We start from the raw sequence: 26,436 nt of genomic DNA, 5'->3' as shown, positions 1-26,436 counted from the left end.
GCATCGGCAGCAGCCGTCCCGATTCACCCTTGACGACGCCCCCAGGTCAACCACTGCGAACGGCGAATCCCCATGACCAAGAAAGTTTACGTAAAGACCTTCGGCTGCCAGATGAACGAGTACGACTCGGACAAGATGGTGGACGTGCTCAATGCGGCCGAAGGCCTCGAAAAGACCGATACCCCGGAAGACGCGGACATCATCCTGTTCAACACGTGCTCGGTGCGTGAGAAGGCGCAGGAAAAGGTGTTCTCCGATCTCGGCCGCGTGCGCGAGCTGAAGGAAGCGAAGCCGGGCCTGCTGATCGGCGTCGGCGGCTGCGTCGCCAGCCAGGAAGGCGCATCGATCGTGTCGCGCGCGCCGTACGTCGACCTCGTGTTCGGCCCGCAAACCTTGCACCGCCTGCCTCAGATGATCGACGCGCGCCGCGAGAGCGGCCGCGCGCAGGTCGACATCTCGTTCCCGGAAATCGAGAAGTTCGACCACCTGCCGCCCGCGCGCGTCGAGGGGCCGAGCGCGTTCGTGTCGATCATGGAAGGCTGCTCGAAGTACTGCAGCTACTGCGTCGTGCCGTACACGCGCGGCGATGAAGTGTCGCGCCCGCTCGACGACGTGCTGACCGAAGTGGCCGGCCTCGCCGACCAGGGCGTGCGCGAAGTCACGCTGCTCGGCCAGAACGTGAACGCCTATCGCGGCGCACTGGCGGCCGGCTCGTCCGAAATCGCCGATTTCGCGACGCTGATCGAATACGTCGCCGACATCCCCGGCATCGAGCGAATCCGCTACACGACCTCGCATCCGAAGGAATTCACGCAGCGCCTGATCGACACCTACGCGAAGGTGCCGAAGCTCGTGAGCCACCTGCACCTGCCGGTCCAGCACGGCTCCGACCGCATCCTGATGGCGATGAAGCGCGGCTACACGGTGCTCGAATACAAGTCGGTGATCCGCAAGCTGCGCGCGATCCGCCCGGACCTGTCGCTGTCGACCGACATGATCGTCGGCTTCCCCGGCGAGACCGAAGAGGATTTCGACAAGATGATGGCGCTCGTGCACGAGATGAGCTACGACACCAGCTTCTCGTTCATCTACAGCCCGCGCCCCGGCACGCCGGCCGCGAACCTGCACGACGACACGCCGCGCGAGGTCAAGCTCAAACGCCTGCAACATCTGCAGGCGACCATCGAGGAAAACGTCGCGCGCATCAGCCAGTCGATGGTCGGGAAGGTCGAGCGGATCCTCGTCGAGGGCCCGTCGCGCAAGGACCCGAACGAACTGTCGGGCCGCACCGAGAACAACCGGGTCGTGAATTTCCCGGCGCCGCTCGCGTCGCACCCGCGCCTGATCGGCCAGATGATCGACGTGAAGATCAACCATGCGTACCCGCACTCGCTGCGCGGCGAGCTGCTGCTCGTGAGCGACGACGCGAGCGCGGCCACCCACTGACCGACTGACGTTCCACAGGAGCCCGACGCTACTTTGAAGACCGTCCAAGCACTGGAATTCACCGCGCCGCGCGACGACAACGCGCGCCTCGCCAACCTCTGCGGCCCGCTCGACGAGAACCTGCGGCAGATCGAACAGGCGCTCGACGTCACGCTCGCGCGGCGCGGCCACCGGATCACGATCCGCGGCCGCGGCGCGAAGCTCGCGCTCGCGGCGCTCGAGAACTTCTACAACCGCGCACGCGATCCGCTGTCGGTCGACGATATCCAGCTCGCGCTGGTCGAAGTGCGCCACACGTCCGGCAACGGCCGCCAGGACACGCTCGACGTGCGCTTTCGCGGCGATCCGGACCATCCGTTCGACGAGCCCGTCGTGCAGCTCGACGATGAAATGCCGGACGAAGAACCCGCGCCGAAGCTCTACACGCGGCGCGCCGACCTGCGCGGCCGCACGCCCGCGCAGCGCGAATACCTGAAGCAGATCCTGCAGCACGACGTGACGTTCGGCATCGGGCCGGCCGGCACCGGCAAGACCTACCTCGCGGTCGCGTGCGCGGTCGACGCGCTCGAGCGCGACCAGGTCAAGCGGATCGTGCTGACGCGCCCGGCCGTCGAGGCCGGCGAGCGGCTCGGCTTCCTGCCGGGCGATCTCGCGCAGAAGGTCGACCCGTACCTGCGGCCGCTGTACGACGCGCTGTACGACCTGCTCGGCTTCGACAAGACCGCGAAGATGTTCGAGCGCCAGATGATCGAGATCGCGCCGCTCGCGTACATGCGCGGCCGCACGCTGAACCACGCGTTCATCATCCTCGACGAGGCGCAGAACACGACGCCCGAGCAGATGAAGATGTTCCTCACGCGGATCGGTTTCGGCTCGAAGGCCGTCGTCACCGGCGACACCAGCCAGGTCGACCTGCCGCGCGGGCACAAGAGCGGCCTCGTCGAGGCGCAGCAGGTGCTCGGCGGCGTGCGCGGCATCGCGCTCACGCGCTTCACGAGCGCCGACGTCGTGCGGCATCCGCTCGTCGCGCGCATCGTCGAGGCGTACGACGACTTCCACGCGCAGCACAAGGACGCGTAGGAAGCGGGCGGCGTCCGCGCGGTGCCTGCGCGCCGCACCGGCCACCGGCCCCAGCCCGGCCCGCCCGACGGCGCGCCGGGCATTTTTTCGCCTGCGCGCGGCCGGTTCGAATTCGGGAGCGATCGGCCGTTTGGTGTATCCTCAACGCGTTCCAATCGCCGCACCCGTCATGAAATCTTCCCGTTCTCGCAAGTCCGGGCGCGACCAGTCCGCCGCGCCCGATTCCCCCCGTCTTTCGCTGTTCGATGCGAAGGGCAAGGCCCGGACCGTCAACGCGCAAGGGCTTCGAATCGACTTCCCGGACGGCCGCAGCCTGATGTTCGACCTGTCGGGCAGCTCGGGCGAGGCGGCCGTCGCGATCGTCGCGCAGCACAACGATCCGGCGATGCGCGCGAAGCTCGCGCTGCAGCCCGAGCACTACGACAGCGTGACGCTGCACGTGGGTGCCGAACCCGCGCCGCGCGACGAGGAAATCGCGGAAATGGCGGACGAGCTGCGCGAGCTGGAGCTCGACCTGTCCGTGCAGTACGGTGACGAGATCACCGCCGACATCCGCAAGACGCTGCCGAAGCGCAAGCTGATCGCCGAATGGCTCGAGCCGGCGCTGTTCGCGAACGCGCAGCTCACCGTGCGCTTCGTCGGCGAGGAAGAAGGCCGCACGCTGAACGCCGGCTACCGCCACAAGGACTACCCGACCAACGTGCTGACCTTCGCGTACGACCCGGCGCCCGACGGCACCGTGATCGGCGACCTCGTGCTGTGCTGCCCGGTCGTCGAGAAGGAAGCGCACGAACAGGGCAAGCCGCTCATCGCCCATTACGCGCACCTGCTGGTGCACGGCGCGCTGCACGCGCAGGGCTACGATCACGAGACGAGCGACGAGGACGCCGCCGAAATGGAAGCGCTCGAAGTCGACATCCTCGCGAAGCTGGGCTTCCCGAACCCGTACCAGTAAAAGCCGTCCGCACCATGCACCACGCCGCAATGCTGCCGCCCGCCTACCCGCCGTCGATCGGCGAGGGACGGCTGCTGACGGAAGACGAACTCGCGGCGTCGCTCGCGCACACGATGCGCGACTGGGACGGCCGGCAGGATCTCTGGCTGTTCGGCTATGGCTCGCTGATCTGGAACCCCGGGCTGCCGACCGTCGCCGCCGTGCGCGGCAAGGTGCACGGCTACCATCGCGGGCTCTACCTGTGGTCGCGCGTGAACCGCGGCACGCCCGAACGTCCGGGCCTCGTGCTCGCGCTCGATCGCGGCGGCTCGTGCTCGGGCATCGCGTTCCGGCTGGCGGGCCCGACCGCTCAGCCGCATCTCGAGACGTTGTGGAAACGCGAGATGCCGATGGGGTCGTACCGGCCCGCGTGGCTGCCGTGCACGCTCGAGACCGGCGAACGCGTGAACGCGCTGGCATTCGTGATGCGCCGCGACGTGCCCACCTACACCGGCAAGCTGACCGACCCCGTCGTGAAGGAAGTGTTCAGCTGCGCGGCCGGCCGCTACGGTACGACGCTCGACTACGTGAGCCGCACCGTGGACGCGCTGCGCGCGAGCGGCATCCCCGACCGCGCGCTGGAAGGGCTGCTCGCGCGATGCCGGTGATGCCCGACCGGCCGGCTTGCGCGACACCGGCCGCCGCCCCCGTGCATTCGAAGGAGAATCCGCGCCGATGAACCCGTCACGCAGATCGCGCGTCATGCTGGCCGCGCTGCTCGTCGCCACGAGCGTCGCGCTGTCCGGCTGCGGCATGTTCGGCTGCGGCGGCGCCGCGACCAACGGCGCGGCCGCCGGCGGCTGTTCCGCCGGCATGCGCTTCTGAGGGTCCGGGCGCCCGCCCGGCCCGCCCGGCCCGCGACAAAATGCCGCCGACGCCGACCGGCCGGCCGGTCGCCTACGCTTTTTTTGCCGCCGTGCCCCGCCGCCCCTTTCTGAGATAGGATGGATACACAGGACGGCGTCGCGCCCGGCGCGGCCGTTCCCGAGCGGGGCTCGCGCGCGCCGCCTGCCCCTGGCCGGACGGCCGGTGTGACACGGCCGCGCCATGCCCTTGGTGTATCCTTGCCTACTCCGTGACCGCGCGCCCCGGCATGACCCGGGCGCACCACCATGAACGATTCGTATCCCAGTCGTAAGCTCACCGACAAACCGCAAGAAAAGCGCTCGCTGCTCGAGCGCCTGACCGACTTCATCTCGCCCGAGCCGGAATCCCGGTCCGAGCTGCTGGAAATCCTCCAGGACGCCCACGAACGCAACCTGATCGACGCCGATTCGCTGTCGATGATCGAAGGCGTGTTCCAGGTGTCCGACCTGTGCGCCCGCGACATCATGGTGCCGCGCGCGCAGATGGACGCGATCAACATCGCCGACAAGCCTGAAGACTTCATCCCGTTCGTCCTCGAGAAGGCGCACTCGCGCTACCCCGTGTACGAGGAGAACCGCGACAACGTGATCGGCGTGCTGCTCGCGAAGGACCTGCTGCGCTTCTACGCCGAAGAGGAATTCGACGTGCGCGGGATGCTGCGCCCCGCCGTGTTCATTCCCGAATCGAAGCGCCTGAACGTGCTGCTGCACGACTTCCGCGTAAACCGCAACCACCTCGCGATCGTCGTCGACGAATACGGCGGCGTCGCGGGCCTGATCACGATCGAGGACGTGCTCGAACAGATCGTCGGCGACATCGAGGACGAATACGACTTCGACGAGGAAGCCGGCAACATCATCTCGGGGCCGGACGGCCGCTTCCGCGTGCGCGCGCTCACCGAGATCGAACAGTTCAACGAGGCGTTCGGCACCGACTTCCCCGACGACGAGGTCGACACGATCGGCGGGCTGATCACCCATCATTTCGGCCGCGTGCCGCACCGCGGCGAGAAGCTGCAGCTCGGCAACCTCGTGTTCGAGATCCAGCGCGGCGATGCGCGCCAGGTCCACGTGCTGCTGGTGCGCCGCAACCCCCTCGCGAGCCGCCGCGCCGAAACCTCGCACGAGGACTGACCGTCTCGCGCCGGTCGCGTCTCCTTCAACCGCTCGCCCTCTTTCGCTTCACATGGACGATCCGATCCCGTCCCGCCCGGCTGGCGGTCTTCTCGCGCCGGCGCCCGGCCGCACGCTGCCGCGCTGGCACTATCCGGCCGCGCTGCTCGCCGGCGCGGCCAATACGCTGACCTTCGCACCGACCCCGCACGGCGGCTGGCTGCAGCTCGTCGTATTCGTCTGGTTTTTCGCGCAGCTGACGCGCACGTCGAGCTGGCGCGGCGCCGCGCTCACCGGCGGCGCGTTCGGCTTCGGCAACTTCATCAGCGGCATCTGGTGGCTCTACATCAGCATGCACGTGTACGGCGAGATGGCCGCGCCGCTCGCGGGCGGCGCGCTGGTGCTGTTCTCGCTCTACCTGTCGCTGTACCCGGCATTCTCGGCGGGGCTCTGGTCGTTTTGCGCGGGCCATGCATGGCATCGCCGCGAACCCGATCCGCGGCCGTTCTCGCCGACCTGGCACGGCGCGTTCGCGTTCGCGAGCGCCTGGGCGCTCGGCGAATGGCTGCGCGGCACCGTATTCACCGGCTTCCCGTGGCTCGCGAGCGGCTATCCGCAGGTCGACGGACCGTTCGCGGGCTTCGCGCCGGTCGTCGGCGTGTACGGCATCGCCTGGGTGCTCGCGCTGTTCGCCGCGCTGGTCGTGCAGGCGCTCGTCGCCGCGCGCCGGGCGCCCGCATCCGAACGCGGCGCCGCCGGCAACGCGCGCGTGCGCATCGCCGCGCCGGCCGGCATCGGCGTCGCGCTCGTCGCGGCCGGCATCGCGCTGTCGCAGGCCGCGTGGACCGTGCCCGCGAACGCGCCGCTCACGGTGCGGCTGCTCCAGGGCAACGTGAAGCAGGACATCAAGTTCGAGCAGGAAGGCATCGACGCGGCGATCAAGATGTACACGCAGATGATCGTCGAGAAACCGGCCGACCTGATCGTCACGCCGGAGACCGCGATCGCGGTGATGATCCAGGAGCTGCCCGAACCGTTCGCCGTCGCGATCCGCAAGTTCAGCGACACGACCGGCTCGGCCGTGCTGTTCGGCGCGGTCGGCGCATCGGTCACGCCGGACGGCCACTACGTCGACTACACGAACAGCCTGTACGGCGTGACGCCGCACTCGCGCGACATCTATCACTACGACAAGCACCATCTCGTGCCCTTCGGCGAGTTCATCCCGTGGGGCTTCCGGTGGTTCGTCGACCTGATGAAGATGCCGCTCGGCGACTTCGCGCGCGGCGCGCCGGTGCAGAAGCCGTTCCTCGTGCACAACCAGCCGGTGATGGCCGACATCTGCTACGAGGACTTGTTCGGCGAGGAAATCGCCGCGACGATCCGCGACAATCCGCAGCCGCCCGGCGTGCTCGTCAACGTGACGAACCTCGCGTGGTTCGGCGACACGATCGCGCTCGACCAGCACCTGCAGATCGCGCGGATGCGCGCGCTCGAAACGGGCCGGCCGATGCTGCGCTCGACCAATACCGGGATGACCGCCGCGATCGACGCGCGCGGCCGCGTGCTCGGCCAGCTCAAGCCGTTTACGATCGGCTCGCTCGATGTGCGGATCGAAGGCACGAGCGGCTTCACGCCGTACGTGACGAGCGGCAACAACATCGTGCTCGCGGTGTCGCTGGTGCTGCTCGCGTTCGGCTTCACGTTCGGGCCGGGCCTGCGCCGCCGCAACGGCGCGAAGGCCGGCGGCGACCGGAACGCCTGACGCATCGGGCGGCCGGCGCGCGCGGCGCGGCGCAGCCGCCGCCGTCGATGCGGCATGCGGACCGCCCCGCCCGCCGACGTTCGGCGCACGAGGCCGAGTCCGCACGACACCCCGGCAAGCCGCATGCAGGAAGCAACGACGCGCGACGTCGCGCCGGCCAGCCGTTCAGGCCGGCCGCTGCGCGGCCGCGGCCAGGCCGCGCAGATCCCGCGCGAGCGCTTCCAGCACCGGCGCCCATGCGCCGAACGTCGGCTGCCGGTACAGCGTCGCGGTCGGATACCACGGGCTGTCGGTGCGCTCGAGCAGCCATGGCCAGTGCGGATTCACGTCGAGCAGCACCCAGGTGCGTGCGCCGAGCGCGCCCGACAGGTGCGCGACCGACGTGCACACCGTGATCACCAGATCCAGCGCGCCGATGAACGCGGCCGTATCGTCGAAACTCTCGAGTTCGCCGGTGAAGTCCTCGATCGCGAAACCGGCCGCGCGCGCCGCGGCGACATCCGCGTCCGCGCCCGGCTGCAGCGAGTAAAACGCGACGCCGTCGACACCGCGCAACGCATCGGCATAACGCTCGAGCCCGACGCGCCGCAACGGATTGCGCTGGTGCCCCGCGCTGCCCGTCCATACGAGCCCGACCTTCAGCCGGCCATCGCCCGCGAGCCGCGCTCGCCATGCGTCGCGCGCACGCGGATCGGCATGCAGGTACGGCACCGCCGCGCCGAGCGTCGACGTCTCCATCCCGAGCATCAACGGCAGGCCGATCAGCGGCACTTCGTAGTCGAACGCCGGCAGCGCGTCGACGCCGCCGCCCGCGCTGAACGCATCCGCGTGCGCGCCGAGGCTGCGCCGCATCAGCGTGCCCACCTGCGGAAACGTGTTCCACGCGAGCCGGCCGCCCTCGCGGTGCACGCGCTCGGCGAGCGGCGCGACGAAGCGCGCGAACTGCAGCACGTCGCCGAGCCCCTGCTCGCCCCAGACGAGCAGCGTCTTGCCCGCGAGCGGCTCGCCGTGCCAGCGCGGGCCGGGCAGCACCGGCCGGCGGCCGCGCAGCTCGCCGGCGCCGTCCCAGCGCGCCTCGTGGCCGCGCCAGCCGGCCGCGTAGTCGCCGCGCACGAGCTGGATGATCGCGAGGTTGAAACGGAACGACGCATCGTCGGGCGCGAGCTCGCACGCGCGCGCCGCATGGCGCTCGGCGTCGTCCCAGCGTTGCGCCTCCTTCATCGCCATCGCGATGTTGTTCTGCGCGAGCGCATTGTCGGGCGCGATCTCCGCGAGCCGCGCCGCGCACGCGAGCGCGCCGTCGAGGTCCTGCGTCGCGAGCCGCGCGACGACCAGGTTGGTCCACACCTGCACGTCGTGCGGGTCGGCCGCCACAGCCGCGTCGAGCAGCGCGATTTCTTCGTTGCGGTCGCCGCCCGACAGCCGCAGCGCGATCGCCAGGTTGTTGCGCAGCGACGGCCAGCCCGGATCGAGCGCATAGGCGGCGCGGTACGACGCGACGGCGTCGGCGTGACGGCCGAGCATCTGCAGCGCATAGCCATGATTGAAACTCGCGCCGGCGCCCGGATGCACGCGCAGCGCGCATTCGGCCAGCGCGAGCGCGTCGGCGCCACGCTGCCGTGCGACGAGCGCCGCGGTAAGCTGCGCGAGCGCGGCCATGTCGACGGCGTGCAGATGGCCGGCGGCGGCGAGCCAGAGCGCATGCGCGTCGCGCTCGCCGCGCGCGTGCGCGTCGGCGGCCTGCCCGAGCAGCGCAAGCAGCGGCGGCATCAGCGGAATGAGGAGGTCGTTCGAATCGTCCATGCGGTACGGAGTGGGCAATCGGTCGCGCGGCAGGCGTCGCGCGCGCCGCAATACGCGCATCTTAACGCCCGCGCAAAGCGGCGCGGCAGGCGGAGCGAGCAGCGCATCGCGACACCGCGCGCGAGCGCACCACCCGCACCGACGACCCGCGCACAGGCCGCGCACGGCTCGCCCGAAACACCGCCGACGCCCCCTTCGTCCGCGTTCCGGCCGCATCCGGCCGCCGATCCGGTAAAATTGCACGTTTCAGCACACTAACAAGCCGCGCCGCCGCGCGAGCCGACCCTCCGGGCCCCGCCCGGAGCGCCGCCCGCAACGGAGCGCCAGCGCCACGAAGGCTCTTCATGCTTACGTTTCAGCAAATCATCCTGACGCTGCAGTCCTACTGGGACAAGCAGGGTTGCGCCCTGCTCCAGCCCATCGACATGGAAGTCGGCGCGGGCACGTCGCACGTCCACACGTTCCTGCGCGCGGTCGGCCCCGAGCCGTGGCGCGCCGCCTACGTGCAGCCGTCGCGCCGCCCGAAGGACGGCCGCTACGGCGAGAACCCGAACCGCCTGCAGCATTACTACCAGTACCAGGTCGTGCTCAAGCCGGCGCCGGAAAACATCCTCGATCTCTACCTCGGTTCGCTGGAAGCGCTCGGCTTCGACCTGAAGCAGAACGACGTGCGCTTCGTGGAAGACGACTGGGAGAACCCGACGCTCGGCGCGTGGGGCCTCGGCTGGGAAGTGTGGCTGAACGGCATGGAAGTCACGCAGTTCACGTATTTCCAGGAAGTCGGCGGCCTCGAATGCAAGCCGGTGCTCGGCGAGATCACGTACGGCCTCGAGCGCCTCGCGATGTACCTGCAGAAGGTCGAGAACGTGTACGACCTCGTGTGGACCGAATGGGAAGAGCAAGGCCCGAACGGCCCCGAGCTGCGCCGCCTGTCGTACGGCGACGTCTACCACCAGAACGAGGTCGAGCAGTCGACCTACAACTTCGAGCACGCGAACGTCGACCTGCTGTTCACGTTCTTCAACAGCTACGAAGCGGAAGCGAAGAAGATGATCGACGCGCAGCTCGCGCTGCCCGCGTATGAACTCGTGCTGAAAGCCGGCCACACGTTCAACCTGCTCGACGCGCGCGGCGCGATCTCGGTCACGGAACGCGCGGCGTACATCGGCCGCATCCGCGCGCTGTCGCGTCTCGTCGCGCAGGCTTACTACGACTCGCGCGAGAAGCTCGGCTTCCCGATGCTCGGCAACCCGCCGGGCGTGCCGGGCCTCACCACCGACGCCCAGGACGCCGCCCAGCCGGCATGGGCGCCGCCGCTCAAGGTCGAACGCAAGATCGATCAGGACTGACGAGACGAGATTCAATCCACACATGACGCACAATCATCCCGCCCCCCTGCTCGTCGAACTGCTGACCGAAGAGCTGCCGCCGAAGGCCCTCGCGCGCCTCGGCGACGCATTCGCCGAAGGCCTCGCGCAACGCCTCGCGGCGCGCGACCTGATCGAAGGCGAACTCGTATTCGAACGCTACGCCACGCCGCGCCGCCTCGCGGTCGTCGTGCAGAACGTGCGCGCCGTCGCGCCTGAAAAGCAGGTCCGCGAAAAGGTCCTGCCCGTTTCTGTCGCGCTCGACGCGGAAGGCCGGCCGACCGCCCCGCTCGCGAAGAAGCTCGCGGCGCTCGGCCATCCGAACCTGTCGATCGCCGATCTCGAGCGCGCGCAGGACGGCAAGGCCGAAGCGTTCTTCGTCAACTACTCGGCTGCCGGCGCGACGCTCGCCGACGGGCTGCAGGCCGCGCTCGACGAAGCGCTCGCGAAGCTGCCGATCCCGAAGTTCATGACCTACCAGCGCCCGGACGGCTCCGACGTGAAGTTCGTGCGTCCGGTGCACCGCCTGACCGTGCTGCACGACGACCGCATCGTGCCCGTCACCGCGTTCGGCGTCGATGCCGGCGACACCACGCTCGGCCACCGCTTCCTGTCCGACGGCCTCGTCGCGATCCAGCATGCGCGCGCGTATGCCGACACGCTGCGCGACAAGGGCCGCGTGATCGCGCACTTCGCGGATCGCCGCGAAACGATCCGCACGCAGCTGAACGAACACGCGAACGGCGACACGGTCGTGATGCCCGAGTCGCTGCTCGACGAAGTGACGTCGCTGGTCGAATGGCCGGTCGTCTATCCGTGCCGCTTCGAGGACGAATTCCTGCAGGTTCCGCAGGAATGCCTGATCCTCACGATGCAGACGAACCAGAAATATTTCGCGCTGACCGACGTCGCCGGCAAGCTGCGCTCGCGCTTCCTGATCGTGTCGAACATCGAGACGAAGACGCCGGGCGAGATCATCGAAGGCAACGAGCGCGTCGTGCGCCCGCGCCTCGCCGACGCGAAGTTCTTCTTCGAGCAGGACAAGAAGAAGCCGCTCGCGGACCGCGTGCCGCTGCTCGCGAACGTCGTCTATCACAACAAGCTCGGCTCGGCGCTCGCGCGCGTCGAGCGCCTCGAGGCGCTCGCCGGCGAGATCGCGCCCGCGATCGGTGCCGACGCCGCGCACGCGAAGCGCGCCGCGCGCCTCGCGAAGGCCGACCTGCTGACCGACATGGTCGGCGAGTTCCCGGAACTGCAGGGCACGATGGGCACGTACTACGCGCGCCACGACGGTGAGCCCGACGACGTCGCGCTCGCCTGCGCCGAGCATTACCAGCCGCGCTTCTCCGGCGACGCGCTGCCGACCACGCCGGTGTCCACCGCCGTCGCGCTGGCCGACAAGCTCGAGACGATTGTCGGCATCTGGGGCATCGGCCTCGCGCCGACCGGCGAGAAGGATCCGTTCGCGCTGCGCCGTCACGCGCTCGGCGTGCTGCGCCTGCTGCTCGAGAAACAGCTGCCGCTCGATCTCGTGTCGCTGCTGCGCACGGCCCATGCGCGCTTCGAAGGCGTGCCGGGCGTCGCCGAATCGACCGACGCGATCTTCGCGTTCTTCATCGACCGCCTGCGCGGCCTGTTGCGCGAGCGCGGCTACTCGGCCGGCGAAGTCGACGCGGTGCTGAGCCTGAACCCGACGCGCGTCGACGATCTCGTCGCGCGCCTCGACGCGGTGCGCGAATTCACGCGCCTCGCGGAAGCCGAAGCGCTCGCGGCCGCGAACAAGCGGATCTCGAACATCCTGAAGAAGTCGGAAGGCGGCGCGAACGGCACGGTGCAGCCGACGCTGCTCGTCGAGGCCGCCGAGAAGGCGCTGCACGAGCAGCTCGCGGCCGTGACGCCGCACGTGCAGTCGCAGCTCGAGGCGCGTGCGTACACGGGCGCGCTGTCGGCGCTCGCCGCGCTGCGCGCGCCGGTCGACACGTTCTTCAACGACGTGATGGTCAACGCCGAGGATCCCGCGCTGCGCGCGAACCGTCTCGCGCTGCTGTCGGCGCTGCATCAGCAGATGAACTGCGTCGCCGACATCTCGAAGCTCGCCGCGTAAAGGCCGAACGATGCCGACCAGCCCCAACCGCAAGCTCGTCGTCCTCGACCGGGACGGCGTGATCAACGTCGATTCGGACGCGTTCATCAAGACGCCCGACGAGTGGATCGCGCTGCCCGGCAGCCTCGAGGCGATCGCACGACTCAACCACGCCGGCTATCGCGTGGTCGTCGCGACCAACCAGTCCGGCATCGGTCGCGGGCTGTTCGACATGGCCACGCTCAACGCGATGCATCTGAAGATGCATCGCGCGGCGGCCGCGGTCGGCGCGCGCATCGACGCGGTGTTCTTCTGCCCGCATACGTCGGAAGACCACTGCGACTGCCGCAAGCCGAAACCCGGCATGATGCAGATGATCGCCGAGCGCTTCGAGATCGATCCCGGTCACACGCCGGCCGTCGGCGATTCGCTGCGCGACCTGCAGGCCGGCGTCGCGGTCGGCTTCCGGCCGCACCTCGTGCTGACCGGCAAGGGCAAGAAGACGCTCGCCGCGGGCAACCTGCCGGACGGCACGCAGGTCCATGACGACCTGCGCGCGTTCGCACTCGACTTCCTTTCACACGAACACGAGTGATGCGGCCGCCGCGCGCATCCTCCCTACTGTCAGACCCACGCCGATGCGCTTCGTCCGCTCCCTGCTGCTGCTGATCTATTTCATCCTGTACACGGTGCCGTACGCCACCGCGTGCTTCATCGCCTTTCCGTTCATGCGCCCCGACGCGCGCTACTGGATGGCGGCCGGCTGGTGCAAGTCGACGCTGTGGGTCGTGCGCTGGCTGAACGGCATCCGCTACCGGATCGAAGGCTACGAGAACCTGCCCGACGGCCCGGCCGTGCTGCTGTCGAAGCACCAGTCCGCGTGGGAGACGCTCGCGTTTCCGGCGCTGATGCCGAAGCCGCTCTGCTACGTGTTCAAGCGCGAGCTGCTGTACGTGCCGTTCTTCGGCTGGGCGCTCGGGCTGCTGCACATGGTCAACATCAACCGCAAGGAAGGCAAGAATGCCTTCGTGTCGGTGATCCGCCAGGGCAAGAAGCGCCTGTCGGAAGGCGCGTGGATGATCATGTTCCCGGAAGGCACGCGCACGCCGGTCGGCAAGCAGGGCAAGTACAAGACGGGCGGCGCGCGCTTCGCGATCGAAACCGGCGCGCCGGTCGTGCCGATCGCGCACAATGCAGGTCGGGTGTGGCCGCGCAATTCGTTCACGAAGTTCCCGGGCGTCGTCACCGTGTCGATCGGCAAGCCGATTCCGGTCGAAGGCAAGACACCCGACGTATTGAACTCGCAGGTCGAAGCATGGATCGAAGCGGAAATGCGCCGCATCGATCCCGATGCGTATCGCCAGCCGGGCAATGCCGGCACGCGCGATGCCGCACGCGTCTGAATCACCCGGATTGCAGCCGTTGCGTACGACGAAACGAAGCGAACTGATGAAAAAGCGTCCGCGGCCACGGCCTGCCATCGTGGCACTCGATCATCGCCAGATGGACCTGCCGCTCTTCGACGGGCCGGCAGCATCGCCGCCACCGTCGGCGCCCGCCGCGCTGCCGTCGCCGCCTGAAGCGGCTGTGGCTCCCGCGGTGCCGCTCGATCCGGGTCCCGCACCCGATCGCTCCCGCGTCCGCACGTTCGCACTCGACAGCCGCGTGCTCGAATATCGGTTGAAGCGCTCCGCGCGCCGCACGATCGGCTTCACGATCGACGGCAGCGGGCTGTCGATCACCGCGCCGCGCTGGGTCACGCTCGCCGACATCGAAGCGGCGATCGCCGAGAAGCAGCGCTGGATCTTCGCGAAGCTCGCGGAGTGGAAGACCCGCACCGAGCAGCGCGCGCTGCCGCAGATCGACTGGCGCGACGGCGCGCAACTCCCGTATCTCGGCAAGACGATCACGGTCGCGCTCGGCGCGGGCGCCGTCGCATTCGACGCCGATGCGCAACGGCTGTCGCTGCCGCTGCCCGCGCAGGCCGACATGCAGCAGATCAAGGATCGCGTGCAGGGCTGGCTGCAGGGCGAAGCGAAGCGGATCTTCGGCGAACGCCTGGCGGTCTACGCGGAACGGCTCGGCGTCACGTATTCGATGTATGCGCTGTCGTCGGCGGCGACGCGCTGGGGCAGCTGCTCGAGCGACGGCAAGATCCGGCTGAACTGGCGGCTGATCCACTTCCCGATGTCGATCGTCGACTACGTCGTCGCGCACGAGCTGTCGCACCTGCGCGAGATGAACCACAGTCCGGCCTTCTGGCAGACCGTCGAATCGATCTTCCCGGAATTCCGCGAAGCGCGGCACACGCTCAAGCATCACCCGCCCGAACTGCTGCCGGCGCTTTGACGCGATCGGCCGCACCAAAATACAAACGGGCGATGCGGATTCCTCCACATCGCCCGTTTTTCCTGCCCGCGACGCACATCGTGCGCCGCGCGCCCGGCGCTCAGTGCGCCTTCTTCTGAATGAACTCGATCTTGTAGCCGTCCGGATCCTCGACGAACGCGATCACGGTCGTGCCGTGCTTCATCGGGCCGGCTTCGCGGGTCACCTTGCCGCCTTGCGCCTTGATCTTGTCGCAGGCCGCGTACGCGTCGTCGACTTCCACCGCCAGATGGCCGAAGCCGTTGCCGAGATCGTAGGACGGCGTATCCCAGTTGTGGGTCAGCTCGAGCACGGTGCCCGCGCTTTCCGCTTCGTAGCCGACGAACGCGAGCGTGAACTTGCCTTCCGGATAATCCTCGCGACGCAGCAGCTTCATGCCGAGCAATTCGGCGTAGAACTTGATCGAGCGGTCGAGATCGCCGACTCGCAGCATCGTATGCAGCAAACGCATGTGTTGTACTCCTGTGGGGACTTTCCAGAAGCGGAAATTCTACCGGAGTCGGGTCAATCCCGCCGCCGGCGCCCCGTGCGTCACCGGCCGATACCCAAGCATCCGCACGGCGAGCGCGAAGCCCGTGCGGCGGTGGAGATCACCGCGCCCGACGGCCCCGGCAAGTCCATCGATCGGGTAACATCCTCCCACTTCGCACCAAAAACGGGCATGCCGCCCGCAGCCAGAACGCGACCACCGCCTCATTCCAGCCACACAGCCTGCCGTGAGAAATCGCCGATTCGAGCGCGCCGGACGCGCCGTCCGTCCGCCGCTGACCATGTCTTTGCCCAAGTCTCTGCCCATGCCCCAGCCCGCTTCCCGCCGCATCGGCGAGGTGCGCCGATGACCGCGCTCGCCAGCACGCCGGTGCGACGCGCGCTCGACATGCGCGCCGTCGGCGTGATGCTGCTGCTGTGCGCGATCTGGGGCTTCCAGCAGGTCGCGATCAAGAGCACCAACGCGGCGATCCCGCCGATGTTCCAGGCCGGGCTGCGCTCGGTAATCGCCGCGCTCCTGCTGTGGGGCTGGGCACGCTCACGCGGCACGCCGCTGTTCCGCGCGGACGGCACGCTCGGCGCGGGCATCGCGGCCGGTGCGCTGTTCGCCGGCGAGTTCATCTGCGTGTTCTTCGGGCTCACGCTGACGAGCGCGTCGCACATGGCGATCTTCCTGTACACGGCACCGTGCTTCACGGCGCTCGGCCTGCACCTGTTCGCGCCGGGCGAACGGCTGCAGCGCGTCCAGTGGGCCGGCGTCGGCCTCGCGTTCGCCGGCATCGCGCTCGCGTTCGCGGACGGCTTCCTGACGCCGCGCGCGCCCGGCGCATCGGTGCTGGCCGGGCTCGCCGGCGACGCGCTCGGGATCCTCGGCGGCGCGATGTGGGCCGCGACGACGGTCGTCGTGCGCTCGACGTCGCTCGCGCGCGCCAGCGCGAGCAAGACGCTGTTCTACCAGCTCGCGGTCTCGGCCGTCGTGCTGGTCGCGCTCGCCGCGCTGCTCGGCCAGACGTCGTTCGCGCGGGTCACGCCGATCGCGCTCGCGAGCCTCGCGTACCAGTCGGTGATCGTCGCGTTCGTCAGCTATCTGTCGTGGTTCTGGCTGCTGACGCGCTACAGCGCGTCGCGGCTGTCGGTGTTCACGTTCCTGTCGCCGCTGTTCGGCGTCGCGTTCGGCGTGCTGCTGCTCGGCGAATCGGTCGGCTGGCGCTTCATGTCCGCCGCCGCGCTGGTGCTGACGGGAATCGCGCTCGTCAACGCGCCGCCGCGCCGGCGCGCGTAGCGCGATGCGGACGCGGTCCGGCAGCGACGAACGCCGTGCGAAAAAAAGCTGCCCGCTCAGGGCAGCCTCGTCGATCGCGCTCGAGCAGGCGCCAGGTGCGACGCCCGCATGCCGCTACTCCGCGGCCTTGCGCACCGCTGCAAGCGCCTGCGCGACGCCGACATATTCGGCCACGCTGACATCCTCCGCGCGTCGCGCGAGATCGAAGCCGAGCCCGTCGAAATCGATCGTCTCGCGGTAGTCGCCGAGCGTATTGCGCAGCATCTTGCGGCGCTGCGAGAACGCGGCGGTGACGACTTCGCCGAGCAGCACGGGATCGACGTCCGGCAGTTCGTGCGGCTCGTACGGAATCATCCGGACGATCGCCGAATCGACCTTCGGCGGCGGCTGGAACGATTCCGGCGGCACGTCGAGCATCTTCTCCATCACATAGCGGTACTGCAGCATCACCGACAGTCGCGAGAACGCCTTCGTGCCGGGCTCCGCGACCATCCGTTCGACCACTTCGTTCTGCAGCATGAAATGCTGGTCGATGACCGCGTCGGCGAACGTCATCAGGTGAAACAGCAGCGGGCTGGAAATGTTGTACGGCAGGTTGCCGACGATCCGCAGCGACGGCTTGTCGCCGGGTGCCGCGAGCGAGCGGAAGTCGAACGCGAGCGCGTCGCCCGCATGCAGCTCCAGCAGCGCGCCGAAGCGCTGCTGCAGGCGCCCGATCAGGTCGCGGTCGAGCTCGACCGCATGCAGCGGCGACTCGGGCGTCGCGAGACGCGCGATCAGCGGCTCGGTCAGCGCGCCGAGGCCGGGGCCGATCTCGACCATCCGCTGGCCGCGCGCGGGGCCGATCGTCGCGACGATCGAGTCGATCACGCCGTGATCGACGAGGAAGTTCTGCCCGAAGCGCTTGCGCGCGAAGTGGCCTTGGTGCTGTCTGCTGTTCGACATCGACTGAGAAAAACGAAAAATACGACGAATGAGGTCAGGCTCGTGCGTGTCAGGACGCGCGGCGATGGCGCGCCATCGTGACGGCCGTGTCGAGCGCGGCGACCATGCTGCCCGGATCCGCGCGGCCCGTGCCGGCCAGATCCAGCGCGGTGCCGTGATCGACCGACGTGCGGATGATCGGCAGCCCGAGCGTGACGTTGATGCCCTCGCCGAAGGTCGCATACTTCAGCACGGGCAAGCCCTGATCGTGGAACATCGCGAGCACGCAATCGGCGCCCTCGAGATGGCGCGGCTGGAACAGCGTGTCGGCCGGATACGGGCCGCGCGCGTCGATGCCCTGCGCTTGCGTGCGTGCGAGCGCCGGCGAGATCACGTCGATCTCCTCGCGCCCGAGATAGCCGTTCTCGCCCGCGTGCGGGTTCAGCCCCGTCACGAGGATGCGCGGCGCCGCGAGACCGAAGTCGCGCCGCAGGTCGCGATCGACGATCGCCAGCGTCTCGACGAGCCCGTCGATCGTCAGCGCGGCCGACACGTCCTTCAGCGGCAGGTGCGTGGTCGCGAGCGCGACGCGCAGCGGCCGCTCGCCCGTGCCTGCCAGCATCATCACGACGCGCTGCGTGTGCGTGCGTTCCGCAAGGTATTCGGTATGGCCGGTAAACGGCACGCCGGCATCGTTGATCGTGCTCTTCTGCAGCGGTGCGGTGACGATCGCGTCGAACCGGCCCGCCACCGCGCCGTCGATCGCGGCATCGAGCAGCCCGAGCACGTAGCGGCCGTTGGCCGCGTCGAGCTTGCCCGCCTGCGCGGGCACGGCGAGCGGATGATGCTCGACCGACACCGGCCCGCCGCCGGCGAGCACCGCCCGGTCGGCGCCGACGGCCGCCGCGCGTGCGTCGAGCAGCGCGGCGTCGCCGAGCACGGTGAAATGCGCGCCGGGCCAGCGCCGCGCGGCATCCTGCAATGCCTGCACGGTCAGCTCCGGGCCGACACCCGCGGGTTCGCCGGTCGTGATCGCGATCTGCAGCGCGGATGCCGTCATGCGAAGCTCGCTCAGTTCGCCGGGCCGACGCCGCCGATCTTGTACTGCACGTACGACGAATCGCGCAGTTCACGCAGCCAGTCGGCGTACGCCTGCTCGGCCTTGCGCTGGCCGATCGCCTGGCGCGCGATATCCATCTGCTGCTGCACCGAGCCTTCCGCCTCGCGGCGCTCGACCACCTGGATCAGGTGGTAGCCGTACTCGGTACGAATCGGCTGGCTGATCTGGCCGGCCTGCAGGTTGTTCATCGCGCGCTCGAATTCCGGCACGGTCTCGCCCGGGCTGATCCAGCCGAGATCGCCGCCCTGCGACGCCGAACCGTCCTGCGAGTAGGTGCGCGCGAACTTCTCGAAATCGCCGCCGGCCTCGACCTGCTTGCGGATGTCCTGCAGTTGCTGGCGTGCCTGGCCTTCCGACTTGCCTTCGCCGACGCGCAACAGGATGTGGCGCACGTGCGTCTGGACGATCTTCGGTGCCGCGGCGGTCGCGCCCTGGCTCTGGCGGCGGTCGACGAGACGCACGATCTCGAAGCCGTCCGGCACCCGGATCAGCGTCGGGTTGACCTGGCCGGGGCGGAGCTTCGACGCGGCTTCGACGACGTCGGCCGGCAGCGCGGACGGCGCCTTGAAGCCGAGGTCGCCGCCCTTCTTCGCGTCGTTCGCTTCCGAGTTGTTCTTCGCGAGCTTCTCGAAATCGGCGCCCGACGTGGCCTGCTGCAGCAGCGCGTCGGCCTTCTTCTGCGCGGCTTCGATGTCGGCTTGCGGCGCGTTGGTCGGCGCCTTGATGAAGATGTGCTGGAAGCGCAGGTCCTGCTGCTGCGATGCGCTCGGCCCGCGCTGGCTCGCGATGTAGTTCGCGACCTCGGCGTCCGACACGGTGATCTTGCCGTCGACCTCGCGCTCGCGCAGCTTCGACAGCATCAGCTCGGTGCGGGCGTCGCTCGTGAACACGCTCCAGGGCACGCCTTGCGCGACGATGCGCGCGCGGTACTGCTCGAGCGTCATCCCGTTCGCCTGCGCGAGGCGCTGCAGCGTGGACTGCACGGTGGCATCGTCGATGCGGATCCCGTCGTCCTTGGCCTTCTGCACCTGGATGCGTTCGAGCACCATCTGGTTCAGCACCTGCGCGCGCAACTGGTCGGCCGGCGGCACGGGCGCGTTCTGCTGCTGCAGCCGGCGCGAGATCAGGCCGACGCGCTGGTCGAGTTCGCGACCCGTGATCACGTCGTTGTTGACGACCGCGACGACTTCGTCGGCAAGCTGCGCGCCATGCGAACCAAGCGCCTGCGCCGCGGCCGGCGCAGCGGCGAGCAGCGCGGCGGCGGCGGCGAGGCTGGACACGACTGCCGCGAAACGAAGGGTTTTCTTCATTGCCACTGATACTCCATTGAAATCGTGCTGACCGGTGCAGACAAGCCGGCGTTACTCGTAGTTGCTGAAGCGGGACATCGGCGGCGGCGCGGACGGCAGCGGCGTGTAGCCCGGCACCCCGGCGCGGAACGCGGCCACGAGACCGTTGTCGACGCTCGACAGCCCCTTCAACGTCAGCTGCATCATGAAGCGCGTCGACGAATTCTGCTGCCCCGACGTGTTCACGCCGTTCGCGTACCGCTGGACCCCGACTCCGAGCGCCCAGCAATCCGCGTCGTATTGTAAGCCGAGCAGACCGTCGACGACCCGGTCGGCGGCCAGGTCGTAGTTGAAGCGGCCGATCGCATACAGGCGGCGCGTGAGCGGCCACTGCGCGGACACCAGGAACTGGTTGATCGGCTGGTTGTCGAGCGTCGTGTTCGCACGCGTATAGCGGTAGCCGACGTTGATCACGCGGCGCTCGCCCGGGCTGAAACCGAAACCGATGCTCGACTTCACGAGCTGGTTGTTGTTCTGGTTGTACTGGAACGCCGTCTCCGACATGAAGCCTGAGCCGAGTTTCAGCGCGGCGCCGACGATCAGGTCGGAGTGGCGCGCCAGCACGGCGCTCTGGCCGGAGTTCAGCGTGACGCGCTGGTCGGCGAAATAGTACTGCTGCGCGACCACGAAGCGCGCGCGCTCGTCGCCGGTGCGCGGATCGATGAAACGCGACGTCAGGCCGGCCGTGATCCGGTTCGCATCGGCGATCCGGTCGTTGCCGACGAACGTGTTCGGCTGGTAGATCTCCGCGAGGCCGAAGTCCGATTCCGCGGTGTCGAACAGCGGCGCGTTCGACTGGTCGCGATACGGCGTGTACACGTAGTACAGGCGCGGCTCGAGGGTCTGGATGAAGTCCTGGCCGAACAGGCGCACCGAGCGGTCGAAGATCAGGCCCGAGTCGAAGCTCACGGTCGGGATCGACTCGGTGAAGTGCTTCGGGCTGTTCGGCGTGCTCGACGACAGGTGGTTCAGGTCGTACGACGCGAAGTGGTACTGGACCTTCGGCACGGCGAAGTAGCCGGGGCCGTACACACCGTACGCGATATACGGGTTGAAGACGATCCGGTCGCCTTCGGTCATGTCGGCGGTCGTGATGCGGAACCGCGAATAGTCGGCTTCCGCGCCGAAGTCGAAGCCGCCGACGTTGTACTTCGTGTACTTCACGTTCAACTGCGGCTCGCGGCTGTACGGCGCGATCGACGGTGGCAGCGTCTGCCAGTGCTGGTAGCGCGCGAGCACCGACCACGGGCCGTTGTTGTACGTGAGGCCGGCTTCCTGCTGGTACAGCGTCTGCGTCCCGTTGATGAACTGGTTCATCGACCCAAGGTCTTCGGGATACGTGTTGTCCGAGACCTTGTTGTAGTAGACGTAGCCGCCGAAACCGCCGCCGAAGTTCTGCTGGTGCTGCCAGTAGATCGCGTAGCGGTTGCGGTGCGCGAGCCGGTCGTCCGGCAGGTAATTGGCCGTAAACGTGCCCGAATACGACGGCGACAGGTAGCGGAACGTCGCTTCGGTCTGCACGCCGCGCCGCGAGATGATGCGCGGCGTGATCGTCAGGTCGCGGTTCGGCGCGATGTTGAAGTAGTACGGCAGCGACAGCTCGAACCCGTTGTTCGAGTTCATCGAGAACGTCGGCGGCAAGAGGCCGCTGCGCCGCTCGCCCGACAGCGGGAACGTCATCCACGGGCTCGCGAAGATCGGCACGCCCTGGAAGAACAGCACGCCGTTGCGCGCGGTGCCTTCGTCGGCGCCGGTATCGAAGTCGAAGCGGCTGCCCTTGATGTACCACGCGGGGTTCGTCGAGCACTGGCACGCGGTGTAGGTGCCGTTGACGAACACCGAGCGCTCGCTGTCGAGCAGGTCGACGCGCTCCGCGCTGCCGGAGCCGCCCGTCACGTTGAAGTGGTACTTCGGCGCCGTCATGAAGCCCTGGTTCGCCTCGACCTTCAGATGCGCCTCGGGGCCCGCGAACGACGTGCCGCCGTTGACCACCTTGACCTGGCCGTACGCGTCGGCCATGTCGGTATCCTGATCGTAGTGGAGCGCGTCGGCCTTCACGACCGCGTCGCCGCGGCGCAGCTCGGCCGAGCCCTTCGCGGCGAGGTCCTGATCGGCCGTGCCGCTCGTATGGTCGGCAATCACGAAGGTGGCCGGCTTCGCGCCGTCCTTCAGCGGATGATCCTCGAGCTGCGGGGCGAGACGCAAGTCCCACGGCGAGTCGAGCGGCTGCGGCTGCGCGGCCGCGCCCGACAGCTGCGCGTGCGACACGGCCGGCACGAGGCCGGGCACGGCCAGGAGCGCGAGCGCGAGCCGCCGTTTGCGCGGCGCCCCGTCACCGGGGAAGACATTCGGGAATAGCGGTTTGGGCGGCATCTATCGTTTGGCGAATCGCCCCTTGTCAACCGCAGCTGCACGGCACATTCGCGCGCGGCGGGCCGCACCGTCGCACCGCGACTGCGGCTGAGCGCAAACCGGGGAGGCGATCGGGCGGACGGCGCGACAGGCGGCGGGCCTGCACGGCGGAAGCTGACGCGGGGCGCGTCAAAAAAGTCGTGGGGTATTATATGGCAAGACGTTCCCCCCTCCGCCGAGTTTCATGACGCCCCCATCCGCCGCATCCCAGCCCGACGCCCGCCTCGAAGCCCTGACCGCGTGGCTGCGCCCGCTCGCCGAGCGCTTCGCCCTCGACCTGACGACCGTCGCGCCCGCGTCGTCGGACGCCAGTTTCCGCCGCTATTTCCGTGTCGCGTCGGCCACGAGCCCCGGCGGCACGCTGGTCGCGGTCGACGCGCCGCCGCCCGAGAAGTGCCGCGAATTCGTCCAGGTCGCGCAGCTGCTCGCCGCGGCCGGCGACCATGTGCCGGACGTGCTGGCCCACGATTTCGACGCCGGCTTCATGCTCGTGACCGACCTCGGCCGCACGTCGTACATCTCGGTGCTCGATCCGGCCGACCCGGTCGCCGCGCGGCCGCTGATGCGCGACGCGCTCGACGCGCTGATCCGCTTCCAGCTCAGCTCGAAGCCGGACGTGCTGCCGCCGTTCGACGAGGCGTTCCTGCGCCGCGAGATGGAGCTGCTGCCCGAGTGGTTCGTCGGCCGCCATCTCGGCAAGCCGGTCACCGATGCGATGCGCGGCACGCTCGACCGTACCTTCGCGCTGCTGGTCGCGAGCGCCCATGCGCAGCCGCAGGGCTTCATGCTGCGCGATTTCATGCCGCGCAACCTGATGGTGTGCGAGCCGAACCCGGGCGTGCTCGACTTCCAGGACGCCGTGTACGGGCCGCTGACGTACGACGTCGTGTCGCTGTTGCGCGACGCGTTCATCAGCTGGGACGAGGAGTTCGAGCTCGACTGCTTCGCGTACTACTGGGAAAAGGCGAAGAAGGCCGGCCTGCCGGTCGATCCGGACTTCGGCGAGTTCTACCGCCAGCTCGAATGGATGGGGCTGCAGCGCCACATCAAGATCCTGGGGCTGTTCGCGCGCATCAACTACCGCGACGGCAAGCCGCACTACCTGAACGACCTGCCGCGCTTCCTGAATTACGCGCGCAAGGTCGCGCTGCGCTACCGCCCGCTCGTGCCGTTCGCGAAGCTGCTCGACGAACTCGAGGGCAAGGGCGCGGCCGACGTCGGCTATACGTTCTGACCGCCCTCACCGTCCTTCCCCTCAGCCGAACATGAGCTCTACCCTGACCACGGCGATGATCTTCGCCGCCGGGCGCGGCGACCGGATGCGCCCGCTGACCGATACCCGCCCGAAACCGCTGCTCGAAGCCGGCGGCAAGCCGCTGATCGTCTGGCAGATCGAGGCGCTCGCGCGTGCGGGCATCGAGACGATCGTGATCAACCACGCGTGGCTCGGCGAACAGCTCGAGGCAACGCTCGGCGACGGTTCGCGCTGGGGCGTGCGGCTCGCGTACTCGGCCGAAGGCGACGCGCTGGAAACCGCCGGCGGGATCGCGCAGGCGCTGCCGCTCATCGAGCGCGATGGCCGGCCGACGGTGTTCGCGGCGGTCGCGGGCGACGTGTACTGTGCGTTCGACTACCGGACGCTCGCGCCGCGCGCCGCGCAGATGGCCGCGCTCGACGCGCCCGCGATGCATCTCGTGATGGTGCCGAACCCGCCGTTCCATCCGGACGGCGATTTCGTGCTCCGCGACGACGGCCGGCTGGCGCTCGCCGGCGCCCCGCGCGTCACGTTCGGCAGCATCGGCGTGTACGACACGCGGATGTTCCGCGACATCGTGCCCGGCACGCACCGGCCGCTCACGCCCTACTTCAAGGCGACCATCGAGGCCGGCCGCGCGAGCGGCGAATTGTATGAAGGAATCTGGGAGAACGTCGGCACGCCCGCCCAGCTCGGCGAACTCGACGCGCGGCTGCGCGCCGCCGCGGGCTGATCGTTTCGCGGCTGACCGCGCCCGGGCCACCCGGCGCGGCAGCCACGCTCACGCGGCCTCGGCCGCTTCCCCGCCCGCCGCCGCGCGCTGCTGCTGCAGCGCCCACATCTGCGCATACAACCCGTCCGCGCGCACGAGTTCGTCGTGCGTGCCGCGCTCGACGATCCGCCCGTGGTCCATCACGAGAATCTGCTGCGCGTGCACGACCGTCGACAGCCGGTGCGCGATCACGAGCGTCGTGCGATGCCGCGCGATCTGGTCGAGCTCGTGCTGGATCGCGCGCTCCGAGCGCGAATCGAGCGCCGACGTCGCCTCGTCGAACAGCAACACCGGCGGATCCTTCAGCAGCGTGCGCGCGATCGCGACGCGCTGCTTCTCGCCGCCCGACAGTTTCAGCCCGCGCTCGCCGACCGGCGTGTCATAGCCCTTCGGCAAGGTCTCGATGAAGTCGTGGATGTGCGCGGCGCGCGCGGCCGCGATCACTTCGTCGCGGCTCGCGGTCGGCCGGCCGTACGCGATGTTGTAGTAGATCGAGTCGTTGAACAGCACGGTGTCCTGCGGCACGATCCCGATCGACGCGCGCAGCGAGTCCTGCGTGACGTCGCGAATGTCCTGGCCGTCGATCCGGATCGCGCCGCCCGCCTGCCGGTCGAGATCGTAGAAGCGGAACAGCAGCCGCGACAGCGTCGACTTGCCGGACCCGCTGTGGCCGACCACCGCGGTCGTCGTGCCCGCGTCGATCGTAAACGTCACGTCGTGCAGGATCTGCCGCGACGCTTCGTACGAGAAGTTCACGTGCTCGAAGCGCACCTGCGCGCCGGCCACCGCAAGCGGCCGCGCGTCGGGCGCATCCGCGACTTCCTTCGCCGCCGACAGCAACCCGAACATCCGGTCCATGTCGGTGAGGCTCTGCTTCAGCTCGCGATACACGACGCCGAGAAAATTCAGCGGAATGTAGAGCTGCAGCATGAACGTGTTGATCAGCACGAGATCGCCGAGCGTCAGCTTGCCGGCCAGCACGCCCTGCGTCGCGCGCCACAGGATGAACACGAGCCCGGTGCCGATGATCGCCTGCTGGCCGAAGTTCAGCACCGACAGCGAGTTCTGCGAACGGATCGCCGCCTTGCGATAACGCTTCAGGTTCTCGTCGTAGCGCCGCGCCTCCCACTCCTCGTTGCCGAAGTACTTCACCGTCTCGTAGTTGATCAGCGAATCGATCGCCCGCGAGTTCGCGCGCGAATCGAGCTCGTTCATCGTGCGGCGAAAGTGCGTGCGCCAGTTGGTGACCTTCACGGTGAACACGATGTACGTGACCAGCGCCGCGAACGTCACGTACGCGTAGTACGCCTCGTACTTGACCACGAAGAAGCCGAGCACGAGCCCGACCTCGACGAGCGTCGGCAGGATGCTGTACAGCGAATAGGAAATCAGTTGCTGGATGCCGCGCGTGCCGCGCTCGATGTCGCGCGACATGCCGCCCGTCTGGCGTTCGAGATGGAAGCGCAGCGACAGCCCGTGCAGATGCCGGAACACCTGCAGCGCGAGCTGGCGCACCGCGCTCTCGGTGACCTTCGAGAACAGGATCTCGCGCAGCTCGGTGAACAGCGACGTCGACAGCCGCACGAGCGCATAGGCGACCACCAGCAAACCGACGCCGCCCGCGAGCACGATGCCGGCCGACTGCTCCGCACGGCCGAGCGCGGTGAGCTGCTGCACGGCGGACAGGTGATCGACGATGCGCTTCATCACGACCGGCACGCCGAGGTTCGCGACCTTCGCGCCGATCAGGCAGCCGAGCGCGAGCGCGACGCGCCATTTGTAGGTGGCCAGGTACGGCAGCAGCGACCGGATGGTCTGCCAGTCGTTGCGGGGCCCGGTCGGAGCCGGCGCGGGCTCGCCGGAAGCGGAATATCGGCGCATGGGGATCAGGATCGGCGGCGGTGCCGGACGCGTGCCACGGCGGCCGA

22 protein-coding genes are annotated in these 26,436 nt (G+C 68.8%); 15 read left to right on the top strand and 7 right to left on the bottom strand.

All coding sequences use genetic code 11. The annotated features are described in order from the left end of the window. Nucleotides 1–72 precede the first annotated feature (72 nt). The 7 genes from miaB to lnt all read left to right on the top strand — a co-directional run bounded on the left by miaB (nt 73) and on the right by lnt (nt 7,264). Entirely contained in the window at nt 73–1,446 is a 1,374-nt protein-coding gene (gene miaB / locus U4Z31_RS02400; protein WP_044846802.1) for a tRNA (N6-isopentenyl adenosine(37)-C2)-methylthiotransferase MiaB, read from the top strand. 33 nt (nt 1,447–1,479) lie between these two features. Then, nucleotides 1,480–2,526: a PhoH family protein gene (locus tag U4Z31_RS02395; protein WP_044846803.1), complete on the top strand. Its 1,047-nt coding sequence runs from the start codon at nt 1,480–1,482 to the stop codon at nt 2,524–2,526. Between the two features lie 169 nt (nt 2,527–2,695). Further along, nucleotides 2,696–3,481 carry an rRNA maturation RNase YbeY gene (gene ybeY / locus U4Z31_RS02390; protein ID WP_124488628.1) on the top strand — a complete coding sequence of 262 codons (786 nt, stop codon included), beginning with the start codon at nt 2,696–2,698 and terminating at the stop codon, nt 3,479–3,481. A 14-nt stretch (nt 3,482–3,495) separates the two neighbouring features. Further along, on the top strand, nt 3,496–4,128 hold the full coding sequence (locus U4Z31_RS02385) for a gamma-glutamylcyclotransferase (RefSeq protein WP_044846805.1): 633 nt from the start codon (nt 3,496–3,498) through the stop codon (nt 4,126–4,128). Between the two features lie 67 nt (nt 4,129–4,195). Next, complete coding sequence (locus U4Z31_RS02380) at nt 4,196–4,345, top strand: hypothetical protein (protein ID WP_185500336.1); 150 nt, start codon at nt 4,196–4,198, stop codon at nt 4,343–4,345. A 287-nt stretch (nt 4,346–4,632) separates the two neighbouring features. Beyond that, nucleotides 4,633–5,520 (top strand): HlyC/CorC family transporter, encoded by an 888-nt coding sequence (locus U4Z31_RS02375; protein ID WP_044846806.1) that lies wholly within the window; start codon nt 4,633–4,635, stop codon nt 5,518–5,520. A gap of 52 nt (nt 5,521–5,572) precedes the next feature. After that, nucleotides 5,573–7,264, top strand: a complete 1,692-nt coding sequence (gene lnt, locus U4Z31_RS02370; protein ID WP_321809333.1) for an apolipoprotein N-acyltransferase — start codon at nt 5,573–5,575, stop codon at nt 7,262–7,264. A 165-nt stretch (nt 7,265–7,429) separates the two neighbouring features. On the opposite strand, the gene U4Z31_RS02365 is transcribed toward lnt, so the two are convergent. Beyond that, on the bottom strand, nt 7,430–9,067 hold the full coding sequence (locus U4Z31_RS02365) for a tetratricopeptide repeat protein (protein WP_321809332.1): 1,638 nt from the start codon (nt 9,065–9,067) through the stop codon (nt 7,430–7,432). A 344-nt stretch (nt 9,068–9,411) separates the two neighbouring features. Here U4Z31_RS02365 and glyQ point away from each other — a divergent pair, with 344 nt between their 5' ends. From glyQ to U4Z31_RS02340, 5 genes are read left to right on the top strand one after another with little or no spacing between them, the layout of a single operon-like run. Beyond that, on the top strand, nt 9,412–10,416 hold the full coding sequence (gene glyQ / locus U4Z31_RS02360) for a glycine--tRNA ligase subunit alpha (RefSeq protein WP_006477868.1): 1,005 nt from the start codon (nt 9,412–9,414) through the stop codon (nt 10,414–10,416). Between the two features lie 22 nt (nt 10,417–10,438). Next, nucleotides 10,439–12,538 carry a glycine--tRNA ligase subunit beta gene (gene glyS, locus U4Z31_RS02355; RefSeq protein WP_321809331.1) on the top strand — a complete coding sequence of 700 codons (2,100 nt, stop codon included), beginning with the start codon at nt 10,439–10,441 and terminating at the stop codon, nt 12,536–12,538. Nucleotides 12,539–12,548: 10 nt separating this feature from the next. Continuing rightward, the gene (gene gmhB / locus U4Z31_RS02350; protein ID WP_124488623.1) at nt 12,549–13,112 is read left to right on the top strand and encodes a D-glycero-beta-D-manno-heptose 1,7-bisphosphate 7-phosphatase; all 564 of its coding nucleotides are present in this window, start codon (nt 12,549–12,551) and stop codon (nt 13,110–13,112) included. A 43-nt stretch (nt 13,113–13,155) separates the two neighbouring features. Continuing rightward, nucleotides 13,156–13,920, top strand: coding sequence for a lysophospholipid acyltransferase family protein (locus U4Z31_RS02345; RefSeq protein ID WP_044846811.1), 765 nt, complete (start codon nt 13,156–13,158; stop codon nt 13,918–13,920). A gap of 46 nt (nt 13,921–13,966) precedes the next feature. Beyond that, entirely contained in the window at nt 13,967–14,866 is a 900-nt protein-coding gene (locus tag U4Z31_RS02340) for a SprT family zinc-dependent metalloprotease (protein WP_321809330.1), read from the top strand. Between the two features lie 100 nt (nt 14,867–14,966). Here the strand turns inward: U4Z31_RS02340 and gloA are convergent, their stop codons facing one another. Further along, a complete protein-coding gene (gene gloA, locus U4Z31_RS02335; RefSeq protein WP_321809329.1) occupies nt 14,967–15,356 on the bottom strand; it encodes a lactoylglutathione lyase in 390 nt (129 codons plus the stop codon). 384 nt (nt 15,357–15,740) lie between these two features. On the opposite strand from gloA, the gene U4Z31_RS02330 reads away from it, so the two are divergent. Beyond that, nucleotides 15,741–16,676 (top strand): DMT family transporter, encoded by a 936-nt coding sequence (locus U4Z31_RS02330; protein WP_321809328.1) that lies wholly within the window; start codon nt 15,741–15,743, stop codon nt 16,674–16,676. 114 nt (nt 16,677–16,790) lie between these two features. Here the strand turns inward: U4Z31_RS02330 and rsmA are convergent, their stop codons facing one another. Genes rsmA through U4Z31_RS02310 form a run of 4 tightly spaced genes read right to left on the bottom strand, consistent with a single transcriptional unit; the run spans nt 16,791 to nt 22,442 of the window. Continuing rightward, nucleotides 16,791–17,621, bottom strand: coding sequence for a 16S rRNA (adenine(1518)-N(6)/adenine(1519)-N(6))-dimethyltransferase RsmA (gene rsmA / locus U4Z31_RS02325; protein WP_044846814.1), 831 nt, complete (start codon nt 17,619–17,621; stop codon nt 16,791–16,793). A gap of 49 nt (nt 17,622–17,670) precedes the next feature. Further along, nucleotides 17,671–18,660 carry a 4-hydroxythreonine-4-phosphate dehydrogenase PdxA gene (pdxA, locus tag U4Z31_RS02320; protein WP_321809327.1) on the bottom strand — a complete coding sequence of 330 codons (990 nt, stop codon included), beginning with the start codon at nt 18,658–18,660 and terminating at the stop codon, nt 17,671–17,673. 11 nt (nt 18,661–18,671) lie between these two features. Further along, complete coding sequence (locus U4Z31_RS02315) at nt 18,672–20,030, bottom strand: peptidylprolyl isomerase (RefSeq protein ID WP_124488618.1); 1,359 nt, start codon at nt 20,028–20,030, stop codon at nt 18,672–18,674. A 51-nt stretch (nt 20,031–20,081) separates the two neighbouring features. Then, a complete protein-coding gene (locus U4Z31_RS02310) occupies nt 20,082–22,442 on the bottom strand; it encodes an LPS-assembly protein LptD (RefSeq protein WP_124570707.1) in 2,361 nt (786 codons plus the stop codon). A 223-nt stretch (nt 22,443–22,665) separates the two neighbouring features. Here U4Z31_RS02310 and U4Z31_RS02305 point away from each other — a divergent pair, with 223 nt between their 5' ends. Further along, on the top strand, nt 22,666–23,715 hold the full coding sequence (locus tag U4Z31_RS02305; RefSeq protein ID WP_044846818.1) for an aminoglycoside phosphotransferase family protein: 1,050 nt from the start codon (nt 22,666–22,668) through the stop codon (nt 23,713–23,715). A gap of 31 nt (nt 23,716–23,746) precedes the next feature. Continuing rightward, nucleotides 23,747–24,469, top strand: a complete 723-nt coding sequence (murU, locus tag U4Z31_RS02300) for an N-acetylmuramate alpha-1-phosphate uridylyltransferase MurU (RefSeq protein WP_321799331.1) — start codon at nt 23,747–23,749, stop codon at nt 24,467–24,469. Nucleotides 24,470–24,517: 48 nt separating this feature from the next. On the opposite strand, the gene U4Z31_RS02295 is transcribed toward murU, so the two are convergent. Next, nucleotides 24,518–26,389 carry an ABC transporter ATP-binding protein/permease gene (locus U4Z31_RS02295; RefSeq protein WP_321809326.1) on the bottom strand — a complete coding sequence of 624 codons (1,872 nt, stop codon included), beginning with the start codon at nt 26,387–26,389 and terminating at the stop codon, nt 24,518–24,520. Nucleotides 26,390–26,436 lie beyond the last annotated feature (47 nt).

Source organism: Burkholderia sp. BCC1985, from assembly GCF_905339915.1.
Lineage (GTDB): Bacteria > Pseudomonadota > Gammaproteobacteria > Burkholderiales > Burkholderiaceae > Burkholderia.
Note: the sequence above shows the minus strand (reverse complement) of the source record. Positions and strands in the feature narration are given on the sequence as shown.